A 16085-nucleotide genomic window follows, 5' to 3' on the forward strand; every position below is an offset into this window, starting at 1 on the left:
AAAATCATGACCGAACCCACACACGGAATCGTTCTGGGCGGAGGCTGGGCGGGAATGCTGGCCGCCCATGTGCTTGCCCGCCATCTGGAGCGTGTCACCGTCGTGGAGCGCGATGTGCTGCCGGACGGCCCCCGGCACCGCAAGGGATCGCCGCAGGGGCGCCATGTCCATGTGCTGTGGTCCAGCGGTGCGCGCATCGTGGACACGCTGCTGCCGGGCATGCTCGACCAACTGCTCGACGCGGGCGCCCGCCGGATCGGCTTCCACCAGGACCTGGTGACCTTGACGTCCCACGGCTGGCAGCACCGCTTCCCGGCCCGGCAGTACGCCCTGATGTGCACCCGTCCGTTCCTGGACTGGAAGGTACGCGACCGCGTACTCGCCACCGGGCGGATCACCGTGCGCCAGCGCACCGAGATCCTCGATCTGGCCGGCGAGGCCAAACGGGTCACCGGGGTCCGGGTGCGCGACGTGGGCTCCGGGGCGGGCGAAACCCTGGAGGCCGATCTGGTGGTCGACGCCTCCGGGCGCGGTTCCCGGCTCCGGCACTGGCTGTCGGCGCTGGAGGTGCCGCCGCTGGAGGAGGACATCGTCGACGCGGGCATCGCCTACGCCACCCGCGTGTACCAGGGCCCGCCGGGCGCCGCGGCCGGGTTCCCCGCCGTCAACGTGGCCGCCGACCACCGGCTGCGCGAGCCGGGCCGGTTCGGGGTGGTGTATCCGCAGGAGGACGACACCTGGATGGTGACCCTGTCGTGCACCCGGGGCGCCGGACTGCCCACCCGCGACGACGAGTTCCTGCCCTACGCGCGGACGCTGCGCCATCCGCTGGTCGCCGATCTCATCGCGCTCGCGAAGCCACTGACCCCGGTGGCCGTCTCGCGGGTCGGCGCCAACCGGCGGCTGTATCCGGAGCGTCTTGACATCTGGCCGGAGGGGCTGCTGGTGCTCGGGGACGCGCTGGCCGCGTTCAACCCGATCTACGGCCATGGCATGAGCTCGGCGGCTCGCGCGGCCGCCGCACTGGACACCGAGCTCCAGCGGTCCGGGATCGCCGGAGGAACGACGCACCGGGCCCAGCAGGCGATCAGCGCCACCGTGGACGACCCGTGGATCATGGCCGCGTCCAAGGACGTGGAGTACGTCAACTGCCGGATGAACACGACGGACCCACGGCTGACGGGCGGGTCCGTGGCGCGGCAGCGCTTCTCCGATCTGATCGCCGACCGGTCGATTCGCTCCTCGGCGGTGTGTGATGTGGTGACCGACGTCATCAGCCTCACCGCCCCGCAGTCCGAGCTGGCGTCCAACGGCTTTCTGTCGCTGATGCAGAAGGACCGGGTCCTCCCGGAGCTCACCGAGCCGCCGCTGACCGCCGATGAGCTCGCGCTGGTGGATCTGAGCCCGCGCAGCGCAGTGGGTGCGGGCGGCTCATGAGCAACGAGGAAAAGCTCGTCGACTATCTCAAGTGGACCACGTCCGAGCTCCATGAGACCCGGCAGCGGCTGCGGGAGATCCAGGAGGAGCTGGAGGAGCCAATCGCCATCGTGGGCATGGCCTGCCGCTTCCCCGGCGGTGTGCGCACCCCGGCCCAGCTGTGGGACCTGGTGGCCGACGGGCGGGACGCCGTCTCCAGCTTCCCCACCGACCGGGGCTGGGACCTGGAGAACCTCTACCACCCCGATCCGGAGAACCACGGCACCTCGTACGTACGGGCCGGCGGTTTCATCTATGACGCGGCCGACTTCGACGCGGAGTTCTTCGACATCGGCGCCCGGGAGGCGGCGGCCATCGAACCGCAGCAGCGGATGCTGCTGGAGCTGGCGTGGGAGGCGACGGAAAGCGCGGGCATCGATCCGCACACCCTGCGGGGCAGCCGGACCAGTGTCTACACGGGGGTGATGTACCACGACTACGCCTCGCGTCTGGACGAGATCCCCGAGGGTCTGCTGGGCCATGTGGGCAACGGCAACGCGGGCAGTGTGTCCTCGGGCCGGGTGGCGTTCACGCTCGGTCTGCAGGGCGCGGCGGTCAGTCTGGACACCGCGTGTTCGTCGTCGCTGGTGGCGATGCATCTGGCGGCCGGGGCGCTGAGGCGGCGCGAGTGCACGCTGGCGCTGGCCGGTGGCGCCGCCATCATGTACACCGCGAGCGTGTTCCAAGTGGCCTCCAGTCAGCGCCAGTTGTCGCCCGATGTCCGGTGCCGGTCGTTCGCGGACGCCGCCGACGGCATGGTGTACGGGGAGGGCGCCGGTCTGCTGCTGCTGGAGCGGCTGTCGGACGCACGGCGCAACGGCCATCCGGTGCTGTCCGTGATCCGCGGCTCGGCCATCAACCAGGACGGTGCCAGTACGGGCATGGCCGCGCCCAACGGCCCCGCCCAGCAGCAGCTGATCCGCGACGCCCTGGCGAACGCCCTGCTGTCCACGGGTGACGTGGACGCGGTGGAGGCGCATGGCACGGGTACCGCGTTCGGGGACACCATCGAGCTCCAGGCGCTGCTCGCCACGTACGGACAGGACCGTCCGGACGACCGGCCGCTGCTGCTGGGATCCATCAAGTCGAACATCGGTCATACGCAGGCCGCCGCCGGAATGGCCGGTGTGATCAAGATGGTGATGGCGATGCGCCGGGGCGTGCTGCCACGTTCGCTCCACATCGACCGGCCGACCCGGCTGGTGCACTGGCGCAAGGGCGCGGTGCGGCTGCTGACCGAGCGGATGGACTGGCCGCGGGTGGACCGGCCGCGTCGGGCCGGTGTGTCCTCGTTCAGCGCCAGCGGCACCAACGCCCATGTGATTCTGGAGGAGTTCACCGAATCGGTGGAGGGATCCGCCGACGAGGATGGTGCCCGCGACCCGGGGGTGGTGCCGTGGGTGCTGTCCGCGCGGGGGACCGCGGCGCTGCGCGGCCAGGCCCGTGCGCTGGCCGCACATGTGGCCGCTCCCGGGCTGTCCCCCACAGACGTCGGTTGGTCGCTGGCGACCACGCGTTCGGTGTTCGACCACCGGGCGGTCGTGGTCGGCCGGGGGCCGGACGAGCTGAGGGCGGGGCTGGCCGCGCTGGCGGCCGGTGAGCCGCACCCCTCGGTGGTGGGACCCGAAGTGGCCCGTACCGGCGCGGCGGCCTCGGCGGGCGGGACGGTGTTCGCCTTCGGTGGGGAGGGCGGTCATCCGCCGGGGACGGGCCGCGAGCTGTACGACCGGTTCCCCGTCTTCGCCACGGCCTTCGACGAGGTCGGTGAGCTGCTCGGGACGAAGGGGGAGCACGACACGTCCTCCCGGGCCGGGCTGTTCGCCCTCTACATCGCGCTGGCCCGGCTGCTGGCCTCGGTGGGGGTACGGCCGGACGCGGTGGTGGGCTGTGGGGTCGGTGAGATCGCCGCGGCGCACATCACCGCTGCTCTGGACCTCGCCGCCGCCTGCCGGCTGGTTGCCGCCGGCGCCGATCCGGGCCCGGTGGAGTACGAGCGGCCGCCCATGCCCTCGCTCGACGGGGCCGGTGCGGTGTGGGAACTGGGGCCCGGGGCGATGCTGCCTTCCGCCCCGGCGGCGCTGGTGCTGGCGCCCTTCCGTGGCGAGGGGGCCGAGGTGCGGGCGCTGATGTGCGGCCTGGCCCGTACGCACACCATGGGCGCCACCGTGGACTGGGCGGCCCTGTTCGACGGCGCCCCCGCTCCGCGTACCGTCCCACTGCCCACCTACGCCTTTCAGCGACAGCGCTTCTGGCTGGAGAACGAGGCGCCGTCGGACGCCGTGCCCACGGTGGAGACCTGGGCGGACGCCGAGTTCTGGGATGCCGTGGAACGTACGGACGCGGTGGCCCTGACCCGGGCGCTCGAGGTCCCCGCCGACCGGCGGGAGGTGCTGGCGGAGATCCTGCCCGCCCTGGCCACTTGGCGGCGGCAGCGGGAGTGGCGCTACCGCATCGCCTGGAAGCCCCTCCCCGACCCGCCGGCACCACGGCTGACCGGCATCTGGCTGGTGGTGGCGTCAGGCGACGGCGGGGACGACGCCACGGTGGCCGCCGTGACCACCGCGCTGCGCGACCATGGCGCGGAGACCGTCATGTTCGCTCCGAACACCGCGCCGTCCCTCGCCGGGCGGCCGGTCGCGGGGGTGCTCTCCCTGCTGGCGCTGGAAGGCGCGCCACCGGGCGACGACGGGCGGAGCCCGGCGCTCGCCCCGACCGTCGAGTTGTTCGAGACGCTGCGGCGGGCCGGGGTCGAGGCTCCGGTGTGGCTGGTCACCCGCGGTGGCGTCAGTGTCGACGTGGGCGATCCGATGTCCCGTCCGGAGCAGGCCGGATTCCGGGGCCTGGGCGGCGCGCTGGCGATGGAGCGTCCGCGCTGGTGGGGCGGGCTGGTCGACCTGCCGGACAGGTTCGACGACCGCGCGGGGCGGCGGCTCGCGGGCGTGCTGTCCGGGGCGTACGGCGAGGTGGAGGTGGCCGTACGAGGCGACAGCTGCTTCGCCCGGCGTCTGGTGCGCGATGTCCCCACGGCCCTCACCACCCCCGCCCGACCGCTCCGGGGAACGGTCCTCATCACGGGTGCCGCCACCGCCCTGGGCGCCCACACCGCCCGCTGGGCGGCCGGGGACGGCGCCGAACACCTGCTGCTCATCGACACCGCGCCACCGGCCGCCGATCTGGTGGCCGAGCTCGGCGCCACCGGCGTACGGACGTCCGTGGCCACCGTCGATGTGGCGGACCCGGCGGCGCTGACCACGGCCGTGGCGGGCATTCCCGCGGAGTTCCCGCTGACGGCCGTCCTGTATCTCGCGGCGCCCCTGGCCCCGGAGGCGGGGCAGCTGGAGGTGGCGCGGATCGAGCGCGAGTGGGCGGCCACGGTGGCGGGCGCGGTGAACCTCTGCGCCCTCGGCAGCGACCATGAGCTGTCGGCTGTGGTGCTCGGGTGCTCGGTCGTGGGCGTCCTGCCCAGCCCGGGTCTGGGCAACCAGGCGCCGGCGCACGCCTATCTGGACGCGCTCGCCCAGGAGTGCCGGGCGCGGGGCGTTCCGGCGACCTCGGTGTGCTGGGGTTCGGTCGACGACCCCGACACGGCCGTCGGCGCCGCCAAGCAACTGCGCGCCAACGGGCTGCCCGCGCTGCCCCAGCGCTCGGCCGCCGCCCTGCTGCGGCAGGCGGTCATGGCGGACGCGGCGTCCGTGGTCATCGCGGACATCGACTGGGCCTGGATGCGCGCACACGCCTCCGAGCTGGGAACACATCGGCTCTTCGATGACGTCTCCGGCCCTTCGAGCACGCCGCATACGCACCGCGGTCGGTGACCGACGCCGACCGGTCCAACCAGGCGGGAGTACCCATGAACGCACACACCAAAGTCAACAACCACACCCCCGGCGACGCCACCGAAGCTCAAGGAGACGGATCCGCGATGCAGACGGAGAAGAGTGAGACCGCACTCGACGGGGCGGCGCTGCACCAGGCGCTCGCCATCGCCACGGCCGAGGAGCGCGAGGACATCATGCGGGAGACCGTACGGACGCAGCTGGCCGGCATCCTGGCACCCACCGTGGTGGACGACGAGAGCAACTTCCTGGAGAACGGGCTCACTTCGCTGACCGCGCTCGAACTCACCCGCAATCTGATGACGCTCACCGACGTGGAGATCCCCCTCGTCGCCATCCTGGAGTACCCCACCCCCGTCCAGCTCGGCCACTACCTGGCCGAGGCGTACGCCGCGGTGAACTCCGGTGACGGCGCCACGGCCTAGTCCGGCCCGCGGCGCACAACGCCGCGCGGGAGGGGATCAGCCCCTCCCGCGCGGCGTTTTCGGTGCTGCGGGGCGAGTGCGTCAGAAGGCGCACTCCACATGCTTGATGGCCTCGACGAAGCTGGCCACCAGCCGCCGGGGCCTCCCCACCGTGCGGATCTCCGGCAGCCGGCTGAACAGCTCGCGGAAGAGCACCGTGACCTCCATCCGGGCGAGATGGGCACCCAGGCAGAAGTGTGGTCCGACCGACCCGAAGGTCATATGCGGATTGGGGTCCCGGGTGATGTCGAACTCGTAGGGGTCGGGGAAGACGTCCTCGTCCCGGTTGGCCGACCAGTAGAAGAGCAGCAGTTTGTCGCCCTCCTCGAAGCGGTGGCCGTTCACCTCGCAGTCGCGCCGGACGGTGCGCCGCATCCAGTTGATGGGGGTCGCGACCCGCAGGATCTCCTCGACCGCGCCCGGCGCGTAGACCTCGAAGTCGGAGAGCAGCAGCTTCCGCTGCTCCGGGTGGTCGCTGAGCAGCACCAGACCGCGCGAGATGGCGTTGCGGGTCGTCTCCATTCCGGCGACGACGAGCAGGATGAAGAAGGACGAGAGCTCTTCGGGGCTGAGCCGCTCACCGTCGATCTGCGCCTGCACCAGCCGGGTGATCAGGTCCCCCGTGGGGTTACGGGTGCGGTCGGCGGCGAGCCGTGCGATGTAGTCGGCGAGTTCATGGGAGGTCTTCAGCAGGGCGGCGGTGGCCTGATCGGCCCGGGGAACATATTCGGGGTCGAAGGTGCCGACGATGATATTGGACCGGTCGTAAATGAACTCGTAGTCGTCGTCGGGAATCCCCATCATGCCGCTGAGCACCGCGATCGGCATGATCGCCGCGACCTTCCGGACGAAGTCTCCCGGCCCTTCCGCGATGAGGTCGTCGACAATCTTCCGGGCCGCCTTGTGGGAGGCCACCTCGAACTCGGCAGCCATTCCCCGGCCGAACGCGCGGGAGACCAGCCGGCGCATCCGGGCGTGCTGCGGATTGTCCATATTGATCATCGATCCGAAGAAGTTGTTGAACTCCTCCGGCAGATCGATGATGCTGATCGCGGTGGGCACGGAGCCGAAGTCCTGCGGGCGTCGGCTCACCTCGGCGATATCGGCGTGCCGGACCATCGCGTAATAGCCGGACCCCTGCCCGAACCCGGGCATGACCGGCTCGCGGAAGAGAACGGGCGCCGGCCGTCGGCGCAGCGCCGCGAAGGCGGCATCGCGGTCGCCGTAGGGCTGTGCCCAGAAGGACAAGTCGGTGAGGTCGATGTTGTCGATATGGGCGAACCTGGATTCCGGGGGATACACGGCGCCTCACTTCGGTTCGGAGTCTACGGTCGGCAAGGGAGGTGGGTCGGCATGAGAGTATGAATCGCCCGGCCATCCAGCATCTCGCCCCCCGCTAAAGCGCCGCTAATTCACACAGACCTCACATCCCCAGCGGTCGAATCGGATTGGGCGGTCCGGCTAGAATTCCGCCATGGATCTTTCCGTCCCCGTAACCGACGATGTGAAATTGCATTTCCGGCACCGGCCGGGAACGGCGTCGCTTCCCTTTCTCCTGGTCCATGGCATGGCGTCGAGCGCCCGGCTGTGGGACGAGGTCGCCGACCATCTGGCCGCCGCGGGCCATGCGGTGTACGCGGTGGATCTGCGCGGCCACGGGGACTCCGACGCCCCGGAGACCGGATACGACATCCCGACCGCGGTCGCGGATCTGGTGGCGGCGTCCGCCGCCCTCGGGTTGGACCGGGTGGTGGTGGCCGGTCACTCCTGGGGCGGCAATATCTCGGTGCGGCTGACCGCCGAGCACCCCGGCCTGGTCGCCGCGCTGGCCCTGGTGGACGGCGGCTGGCTGGAGCCGGCCAAGGCGTTCTCCTCCTGGGACGCGTTCGTCGGGGCGCTGCGGCCGGCGTCCTTGGAGGGCGCCACCGTCCGGAGTGTGAGCGACTACTTCCGTGCCATCCACCCGGACTGGTCACCGGCGGCGATCGAGGCCGCGGTGGCCACGATGCGGGAGAACCCGGACGGGTCGCTGTCCCGGCGCATGTCCACCGAGCAGCACATGTCGATCCTGCACAGCATCTGGAACGAGCCGCCGCGGCCGTGGTACGCGGCGATCGGCGTGCCCACTCTGCTGATGCCCGCCATCCCCAAGGGCGCGGACGCGAAGTGGGCGGACCGCATCCGCTCCCGCATCAGGGAGACGACGGCCGATCTGCGCCATGCGACGATGCGCGAATATCTCGACTCCGAGCACGATCTGCACGCCCAGCACCCCCGGCGGGTGGCCGCCGATCTGCTCGGCCTGGCCCGCGAAGCCTCCGGCCGGTCGGCAACGCATGGCTGACCGGCACGGCACCCCCGCCACCGGCGGCTAGACCCCCCGCAGGGTCTGGGCCCGCTTCTCGATCGCCGAGATCAGCGCCCCGACCGTGGCCTCGAAGATCTGCTCGTCCGTCACCTCGGCGAGTTCGGCGCTCAGCCGGGTGATGTTCGGGAGTGCCCGCGGGTCGACCAGCCGGTACTCGCGGGTCCAGGCGGACTCGTCGGCCGCGCGGACCTCGGCGTCGAACAGGAAATAGGCGGCCTGCTGACCGACATAGGCGAGGAGTGAGTCGGCGACCATACGGTAGTGGAGGGCCGCCTCGGCGCCTTCGAGTCCGGCCTCCATGACGGCGCCGAGGATGAGTTCGACGACCCGGAACTCGTTGGGCCGCCGGGTGGTCCGGCTTGCCATGGCCGAGCCCACCACCGGGTATTTGAGGGCGACCGCCAGCGAGCCGTCGGCGAGCGCCCGGATGCGCCCCTTCCAGTCGAGGCCCTCGGGGATGCTGTCGAGCACCTCGCCGAGCGTGCGGTCCGCGACGGACAGCAGCAGCTCGTCCTTGTCGCGAAAGTGCCGGTAGATCGCGGTCGGGTCGGCACCGAGCTCCTCGCCCAGGCGCCGGACGGTGAAGGCGTCCTCGCTGCCGCGAGCCGCGATGCGCAGGCTCGCGTCGATGATCGCGTCGGGCGTCAGCTGACTGCCTGCGCGCTTGCTCCGGGCCGTGTTGGCGGGTGACTTCGGCATGGTGCGGCCAGTGTATCGATCCAGGAAACGATCAGCGCAATATCGTTGACAACAACGTTGCGCTGCCGTTCACTCCTCCACAACGACAAGCCAGCGGGTCAGCCCGCCGAGCCGGAGGTTGCTTCGATGGCACACCGCAGCCAACAGGCCGACACCGTTTTCGTCGGTGGCCGGGTCTTCACCGGAGCCGGAACAAGGCCCACCCCGGTGGACGCCGCCGTCGCCGTGGGGGGAGGCCGGATCCTTGCCGTCGCCGACGCGAGCGCGGTGTGGTCGCTCGCCGGCGCCGCCACGGAAGTCGTCGACCTGGAGGGCGGACTGCTCGTCCCCGGGTTCCAGGACGCCCACGTCCATCCCGTGGTGGGCGGAGCCTTGATGCTCGGCTGCGACCTGGGTGGGCGGAGCACCGCCGAGGGCTGTCTCGCGGTGGTGGGCCAGTACGCCGGGGACCATCCGGACGCGGCCTGGATCCGCGGCGGCGGCTGGTCCATGGACAGCTTCCCCGGGGGTACGCCGACGCGCGGCATGCTCGACGCGGTGGTGCCGGACCGGCCCGTCCTGCTCACCAACCGCGACGGCCACGGCGCCTGGGCCAACACCCGCGCACTCGGCCTCGCGGGGGTCGACCGGCACACCCCCGACCCGGCGGACGGCCGGATCGAGCGGGAGCCGGACGGGACCCCGGCGGGCACCCTGCACGAGGGCGCCGTGGAACTGGTGGCCCGCCATATGCCGATCGCGACACCGGACGAGGCGTACGCCGGTCTGCTCGCCGCGCAGGAGTACCTCTTCTCGCTGGGAGTGACCGGCTGGCAGGACGCCATGATCGGCGCTTTCCCCGGCAACCCCGACAACTTCGACGTCTATCTGCGCGCGGCCCGTGAAGGCTCGCTGCTCGCCCGCGTCGTGGGCGCCCTGTGGTGGGACCGCGAACGCGGGCTGGAACAACTCCCCGAGCTGGCGGAGCGTCGCCGCACCGGACGGGTGGGGCGCTTCGACGCCACCAGCGTGAAGATCATGCAGGACGGCGTGGCGGAGAACTTCACCGCGGGAATGCTGGAGCCCTACCTCGACGGCTGTGGCTGCCCCACCGCCAACTCCGGGCTCAGTTTCGTCGACCCCGCCCTGCTCGTCGAGGCGGTGTGCGCGCTCGACCGCTCCGGCTTCCAAGTGCACTTCCACGCGCTCGGCGACCGCGCCGTCCGTGAGGCCCTCGACGCGCTCGCCGCGGCCCGCGCCGCCAATGGCGTCAATGACAACCGGCACCACATGGCCCACCTCCAGGTCGTGCACCCCGATGACATCGGACGCTTCGCGAGCCTGAACGTGGCCGCGAACATCCAGGCGCTGTGGGCAGCGCACGAACCCCAGATGGACGAGTTGACGATCCCGTTCCTGGGACCCGAACGGGCCGCCCTGCAGTACCCGTTCGGGGATCTGCGGCGCGCCGGGGCCCGCCTGGTCGCGGGCAGCGACTGGTCGGTGAGCAGCCCCAACCCGCTGTGGGGCATCCATGTCGCGGTCAACCGCACGGTACCGCCGGAGGAGACCCCCGGCGCGCCGTACCCGCCGTTCCACCCCGAGCAGGCCCTGTCCCTGGCCGAGGCGCTCACCGCGTACACCGCGGGCAGCGCCTGGGTGAACCACCTCGACGACGTGACCGGCACGGTCGAGGAGGGCAAGTACGCGGATCTCGTGGTACTCGACCGCGACCCGTTCGCGGGCCCCTCCCGGGAGATCGCCGACGCCCGGGTGCGCCGGACCTATATCGACGGTCGGCTCGTCTTCGCCGCGACCGACTGACGTATCCCCTCCACCTCACCGAGCCCACCCCGGACGGAGCCAGCCGATGCCCATAGGGAGCGCAGGAACGAGACGACGGACACGACCATTGCGGCGCACCGCGGGGACCTTCCTCACCGTGGCCGCGGTGTTCACCACCGGTGCGTGCAGCGGCACCGCGCACTCGGACAAGGGCGGCAGCACGAGTGCCGCGTACCAACTCACGGACCGGACTCCCGCCGCCGCAGGAGCCCTTGACTCCTTCAGCTGGTCGATCTACGCCGAGCCCACCTCGATCGACTACGCCTACGCCTTCGACTACCCGCCCAACCAGATCCTCTCCAACGTCTGCGAGAGCCTGCTGCGCTGGAACCCGGATCTGACGACGTCGCCGAACCTCGCGTCCTCGTACCGCAATCCGACCCCCACCACCTGGGTCTACAAGATCCGCCCCCATGTGCGTTTCCACGACGGGACGGTGCTCACCGCGCACGACGTCGTCGCCTCGCTGCGCCGCCACCTCGACCCCGCCGTGGGCAGCGCCTGGGCCAACTCGTTCCGCAATGTGAAGTCGATCGACCAGTCCGGTGCGCTGGAAGTCACCGTCAGGCTGAAGAAGCCGGACTCGACCTTCAACCAGGAGATGGCGGCCGGCCCCGGCACCGTCGAGTCCGCCACCACCCTCGCCGAGCAGGGCAAGGACTACGGCAGCCCCAAGGGCGGCGTGAACTGCACCGGGCCGTTCTCGTTCGGGTCCTGGAACCCGGGCCAGTCGCTCGTGCTCAAGAAGTTCGACGGCTACTGGAATCCCAAGCTCGAGGCGAAGGCGGGCCGGGTCAAGTTCGTGTTCCTGAGCGATGCGACGACCCGCGTCAGCGCCTTCCAGAGCGGTGAGGTGGACGGCGGCTGGATGGTCCCCACCGATTCCTACGCCCAACTCCGCTCCTCCCAGGCGGGAAAGCTCTACTTCGGCCGCAACACCACGGTCGCCGACGAGGTGGTCGGCGATCTCAAGGGCCCGCTGGGCGACACCCGGGTGCGCAGGGCCCTGCTCATGGCCATCGACCGCGAGGGCATCGTCAAGGCGGGCGCCGGCGGAGTCGGTGAGGTCGCCGGCTCGCTGGTCACCGACAACGTGTGGAACAGCGCGCCCGCCGCCACCCGCAAGGCCCTCCTCGAGGACCTGCCGCGCTATCCGTACGACCCGGCCAAGGCCGAGAAGCTCGCGAAGCAGGCCGGAGTGCGGGGCCAGCGGATCACCATCGCGACCAGCCCGCTCGACTCGCAGTCGACGATCACCACACAGGCTGTCGCCCAGGCGGCCAAGGACATCGGGCTCGACCCCAAGATCGACACGCTCCCGCCGGAGAAGTACTCGACGCTCTTCACCGACCCCGCCGCGCGCAAGGGCATCGACCTCTTCCTCACCTTCTGGTACACGTCGATCACCGACCCGCTGGACATGTACACCTCCCTGGAGACCGGCGCTTCCACCAACTACGGGGGCTGGTCGAACAAGGACTTCGACAAGGCCGTCGAGCAGGCCATCGGCACCTACGAACCGGCCGCGCACGCGGAGGCCAACGCGAGGGCGCAGCGGATCGCCCTGCGGGAACTGCCCTGGCTGCCCCTGCACACGCAGCCCGTGAGCGTCTTCCTCGGCAACCGGATCACCGGCGTCCGGCCGTCGATCGCCTACCTCTACTACCCGTGGGCAGCCGAGATCGGGGCCAAGCGATGAAGCGTACGGCGACTCGGGCGCTCGGTGGTCTGCGCAGACTGGCCGGGATGGCCACGACCCTCCTGGTCACCTCGTTCCTGGTGTTCTCCTCGCTGTACCTGGCGCCCGGGGACCCGGCGAGCTTCCTGGTGCGCGGCCGCAGCGCGAGCCCGCAGGAACTCGCCGAGATCCGGCGCCAGTACGGGTTCGACCAGCCGTTCCTGGTCCGGTACGGGCACTGGCTGGACCAGGTGCTGCACGGCGACTTCGGCCGGTCCTACATCTTCCACCAGGACGTCAGCTCGGTCATCTGGTCGCGCCTGCCGGCCACGCTGCTGTTGGTCGGGGTGTCGGCACTGCTGATCGCGGTAATCGGCATCGCGGCGGGCATGGTCGGCGCGCTGCGCCGCGGTACGCGGACCGACTCCGTGCTGATGCTTCTGGTGACGGTGGGGGCCGCCGCCCCCGCGTTCGTCGTCGCGGTGCTGCTGAGGTCGCAGTTGGGGGTGCGGCTCGGCTGGTTCCCGACCATCGGCAACGGCACCGGTGTACTCGACCGACTGCACCATGTCGTGCTTCCGGCGGTGGCCCTGTCGGTGACGTTCATGGCGCTGGTGACCCGGGTGACCCGCTCGGCGATGCTGGAGGAGCTGGGCCGTGAGCACGTCGAGGTCTCGGTGAGCCGTGGCACACCGCGGTGGACCGTGATCCGGTGTCATGTGCTGCGCAACGCGCTCGGGCCGATCGTCACCGTCTCCGCGCTGCTGATCTCGGGAATGCTGGTGAGCACCTCGATCGTGGAGACCGCGTTCGGGATGTCGGGCGTGGGATCGCTGCTCGTGCAGTCGGTCAACCAGATGGACTTCCAGGTGGTGCAGGCGATCGTGCTGCTCGTGGTGGCCGCGTTCGTCGTGGTCAACGCCCTGGTGGACGTGGCACATCCGCTGATCGATCCGCGGGTGGCGGCAGCGGGGAGCGCACGATGAGCGTACAGATCCCAGGTGTGATGCGCGGTCCGGTCGCCCGGCTGCGGTCCTTGGGCGGCGGGAGGCTGCAGAACCTGTGCCTGCTTTTTCTGGTCCTGTTCGTCCTGGTCTCGGTGTTCGCGCCGTGGCTCGCGCCGCAGGATCCGACGTACGGCGATCTCGGCTCGGGGCTCGTGGGCCCGAGCGGCGAGCATTGGCTGGGCACGGACCAGGGTGGGCACGACACGTTCTCGGCCCTCGTCGAAGGGAGTCGTACGAGCCTGGTCGGGCCGCTCGCGGTGGTGCTGTTCTCCACCGTCACGGGCATCGCCGTCGGGTTGTTCACGGCCTGGCGGGGCGGCTGGGCCGACACCGTGGTCGGGCGGCTGATCGACGTCCTGTTCGCCTTCCCCGCGCTGCTCGTCGCGATCCTCGCGGTGGCGGTCTTCGGCAAGGGGATGACGGCACCGGTGATCGCCATGTCCCTCGCGTACATGCCGTACACCGCCCGGCTGGTCCGCGGCCTCGCCTTGCAGGAGCAGGCCAGGCCCTATATCGCCGCCTACCGTGTGCAAGGGCACTCCGGGATGTTCGTCGCGGTCCGCCGGCTGCTGCCGAACATCGGCCCGACCGTGCTCGCCCAGTCGACCGTCAACTTCGGCTACGCACTGCTCGACCTCGCCGCCCTGTCCTTCCTGGGCCTCGGCGTTCAGCCGCCGACACCCGACTGGGGCGCGATGATCAACCAGAGTCAGGCCGCGGTGCTGCAGGGGCAGCCGCTGTCGTCGATCGTGCCCGCGGTCGCGGTCGTACTGGTCGTCGTGGCCTTCAACGTGGTCGGAGAGAACTTCGGCGACCGGCTCGCGGGGAGGGATTCCTGATGGCACTGCTCGAGTACGAGACCCTGGGCATCACCCTGCCCGGTATGGCCCGCCCGGTCCTCGACGGCATCGATCTGACCGTGGCCGCCGGTGAGGTCGTCGCCCTGGTCGGTGAATCCGGCTCCGGGAAGTCGGTCACCGCCCGCGCCGCCCTCGGCCTGTTCCCGGCCGGGGCCGACGTCGCGGGCCAGGTCCGGGTCGATGGAACGGACCTGGTGAGTGCCGACGCCACCGGCCTGCGGACCATCCGTACGGCCAGGGCGTCGATGATCTTCCAGGACCCCCGGGCGGGCATCAACCCGGTGCGCCGCATCGGGGACTTCCTCACCGAATCGCTGCGCGTCAGCCACGGCTGGGCCAAGGACCGAGCCAACACCCGGGCCGCCGAACTGCTCGCCGCGGTCGGCCTCCCGGACCCCGCCCGGCACCTGAGGCAGTATCCGCACGAGCTCTCCGGCGGCATGCTCCAGCGCGTCATGATCGCCGGAGCGCTCACCACCGAACCCCGGCTGCTGCTGTGCGACGAACCGACCACCGCCCTCGACGTCAGCACCCAGGCCGAGATCATGGCCATCCTGGGACGGCTGCAACGCGAACGCGACCTGGGCCTGCTCCTCATCACCCACGACATCGAACTCGCGGCCGCCGCCTGCGACCGCGTGTATGTGATGTACGCCGGGCGGATCGTGGAGACGGCGCCCACCGCCGAACTCTTCGCCGCGCCTCGCCACCCCTACACCGCGGGCCTGCTCGGCTCGTCCCCTCCCCTGTCGGCGCCGAACGGCCCGCCCGCCCGGCTGACCCCGATCCCCGGGGCCCCGATGGGCCTGCTCGACTCCGCCCCCGGCTGCTCTTTCGCGGCCCGCTGCCGCTTCGCCCGGCCCGGCGTCTGCGACCAGTCACCACCGCCCCTGGAGCGGCACGGCACGGGCCTGGTCGCCTGCCACCGCGCCGACGACCTCACCGTCGTACCCGACGCGCTCGCCACGACGGTGACCGCTCCCAACTCACCCCAGCTGGAGGACGGTTGACCAGCGAGACGGACACGCTGCTCCAAGTGAGCGGTCTGCGCAAGACCTACCGGACGGGAAAGGCGGAGGTCGTCGCGGTGGACGACCTGTCGTTCTCCGTACGGGCCGGCGGCGCGCTCGGCATCGTAGGAGAGTCGGGCTCCGGCAAGACGACCACGGCCCGGATGCTGATCGGCCTCGAACGCCCCGACGCGGGACGGATCCTGGTCCAGGGCGAGCCGCTGACCGCGACCGTACGCGGCAAGGCGGCCCGCCTCGCCCGAGCCAAGGCGGTCCAGATCGTCTTCCAGGGCCCGTACCTCTCGCTGGACGCGCGCATCAGCATCGGCGCGACCCTCGACGGGGTGCTGCGCCTGCACGGCCTGACGGACCGGGCGGACCGGGCCATCCGCACCAGGGAGCTGCTCGCCCAGGTCGGCCTCGGCGAGCGCGAGGCGGCCGCGCTCCCCCGCAAGCTCTCCGGCGGGCAGCGCCAACGCGCCGCGATCGCACGGGCGTTGGCCGTCGAACCCGCCGTGCTCGTACTCGACGAGGCGGTGTCGGCCCTCGACGTATCCGTACAGGCCCAGGTGCTCAACCTCCTCTGGGACATCCGCCGCGGCACCGGCATCGGCCTGGTCTTCGTCAGCCACGACCTGGCCGTCGTGCGATACGTGTGCGACGAGGCGCTGGTTCTGTACCGGGGCCGCACGATGGAACACCGCCCCGTCGCGGACCTCCTCGCCGACCCCGGACACCCCTACACACAGCTCCTGCTGGCGTCCGTTCCCCGACCGGGCTGGGACCCCGACTCGATCAGCAGCCGACGCCGGGAGCACAGCGGTTGACGCACCGGTGGTCGCGGGCCCGGGGCCCGCGACCGC

The 16085-nt window shown here is 71.1% G+C and carries 11 protein-coding genes and 1 pseudogene; 10 read left to right on the forward strand and 2 right to left on the reverse strand.

Annotated features, from left to right (window positions below; translation table 11 throughout):
• Positions 1-6: 6 nt before the first annotated feature.
• The 3 genes and pseudogenes from LIV37_RS05735 to LIV37_RS05745 all read left to right on the forward strand — a co-directional run bounded on the left by LIV37_RS05735 (position 7) and on the right by LIV37_RS05745 (position 5737).
• Positions 7-1437 carry an NAD(P)/FAD-dependent oxidoreductase gene (locus LIV37_RS05735; RefSeq protein ID WP_020866150.1) on the forward strand — a complete coding sequence of 477 codons (1431 nt, stop codon included), beginning with the start codon at positions 7-9 and terminating at the stop codon, positions 1435-1437.
• Positions 1434-5039 (forward strand): annotated as a pseudogene (locus LIV37_RS05740) (type I polyketide synthase); the annotation flags it as partial. The gene LIV37_RS05735 and the pseudogene LIV37_RS05740, both read left to right, overlap by 4 nt.
• A gap of 287 nt (positions 5040-5326) precedes the next feature.
• Positions 5327-5737 (forward strand): acyl carrier protein, encoded by a 411-nt coding sequence (locus LIV37_RS05745; protein WP_020866151.1) that lies wholly within the window; start codon positions 5327-5329, stop codon positions 5735-5737.
• A gap of 81 nt (positions 5738-5818) precedes the next feature.
• On the opposite strand, the gene LIV37_RS05750 is transcribed toward LIV37_RS05745, so the two are convergent.
• The gene (locus LIV37_RS05750; protein WP_020866152.1) at positions 5819-7078 is read right to left on the reverse strand and encodes a cytochrome P450; all 1260 of its coding nucleotides are present in this window, start codon (positions 7076-7078) and stop codon (positions 5819-5821) included.
• Positions 7079-7250: 172 nt separating this feature from the next.
• On the opposite strand from LIV37_RS05750, the gene LIV37_RS05755 reads away from it, so the two are divergent.
• Positions 7251-8120 carry an alpha/beta fold hydrolase gene (locus LIV37_RS05755; protein ID WP_121825777.1) on the forward strand — a complete coding sequence of 290 codons (870 nt, stop codon included), beginning with the start codon at positions 7251-7253 and terminating at the stop codon, positions 8118-8120.
• 27 nt (positions 8121-8147) lie between these two features.
• Here the strand turns inward: LIV37_RS05755 and LIV37_RS05760 are convergent, their stop codons facing one another.
• A complete protein-coding gene (locus tag LIV37_RS05760; protein ID WP_020866154.1) occupies positions 8148-8843 on the reverse strand; it encodes a TetR/AcrR family transcriptional regulator in 696 nt (231 codons plus the stop codon).
• Positions 8844-8969: 126 nt separating this feature from the next.
• Between LIV37_RS05760 and LIV37_RS05765 the strand changes: the two genes are divergently transcribed.
• The 6 genes from LIV37_RS05765 (at position 8970) to LIV37_RS05790 (ending at position 16049) form a co-directional block, all read left to right on the forward strand.
• Positions 8970-10646, forward strand: a complete 1677-nt coding sequence (locus tag LIV37_RS05765) for an amidohydrolase (RefSeq protein ID WP_020866155.1) — start codon at positions 8970-8972, stop codon at positions 10644-10646.
• A gap of 88 nt (positions 10647-10734) precedes the next feature.
• Positions 10735-12366, forward strand: a complete 1632-nt coding sequence (locus tag LIV37_RS05770; protein ID WP_020866156.1) for an ABC transporter substrate-binding protein — start codon at positions 10735-10737, stop codon at positions 12364-12366.
• On the forward strand, positions 12363-13331 hold the full coding sequence (locus tag LIV37_RS05775) for an ABC transporter permease (RefSeq protein ID WP_020866157.1): 969 nt from the start codon (positions 12363-12365) through the stop codon (positions 13329-13331). Before LIV37_RS05770 ends, LIV37_RS05775 begins: the two co-directional genes overlap by 4 nt.
• Entirely contained in the window at positions 13328-14191 is an 864-nt protein-coding gene (locus tag LIV37_RS05780) for an ABC transporter permease (protein ID WP_121825775.1), read from the forward strand. Before LIV37_RS05775 ends, LIV37_RS05780 begins: the two co-directional genes overlap by 4 nt.
• Entirely contained in the window at positions 14191-15222 is a 1032-nt protein-coding gene (locus LIV37_RS05785) for an ABC transporter ATP-binding protein (RefSeq protein WP_020866159.1), read from the forward strand. The genes LIV37_RS05780 and LIV37_RS05785 overlap by 1 nt, the downstream gene beginning before the upstream one ends.
• Positions 15219-16049 (forward strand): ABC transporter ATP-binding protein, encoded by an 831-nt coding sequence (locus LIV37_RS05790; RefSeq protein ID WP_020866160.1) that lies wholly within the window; start codon positions 15219-15221, stop codon positions 16047-16049. The genes LIV37_RS05785 and LIV37_RS05790 overlap by 4 nt, the downstream gene beginning before the upstream one ends.
• Positions 16050-16085 lie beyond the last annotated feature (36 nt).

It is taken from the genome of Streptomyces rapamycinicus NRRL 5491 (assembly GCF_024298965.1).
Taxonomy (GTDB): domain Bacteria; phylum Actinomycetota; class Actinomycetes; order Streptomycetales; family Streptomycetaceae; genus Streptomyces; species Streptomyces rapamycinicus.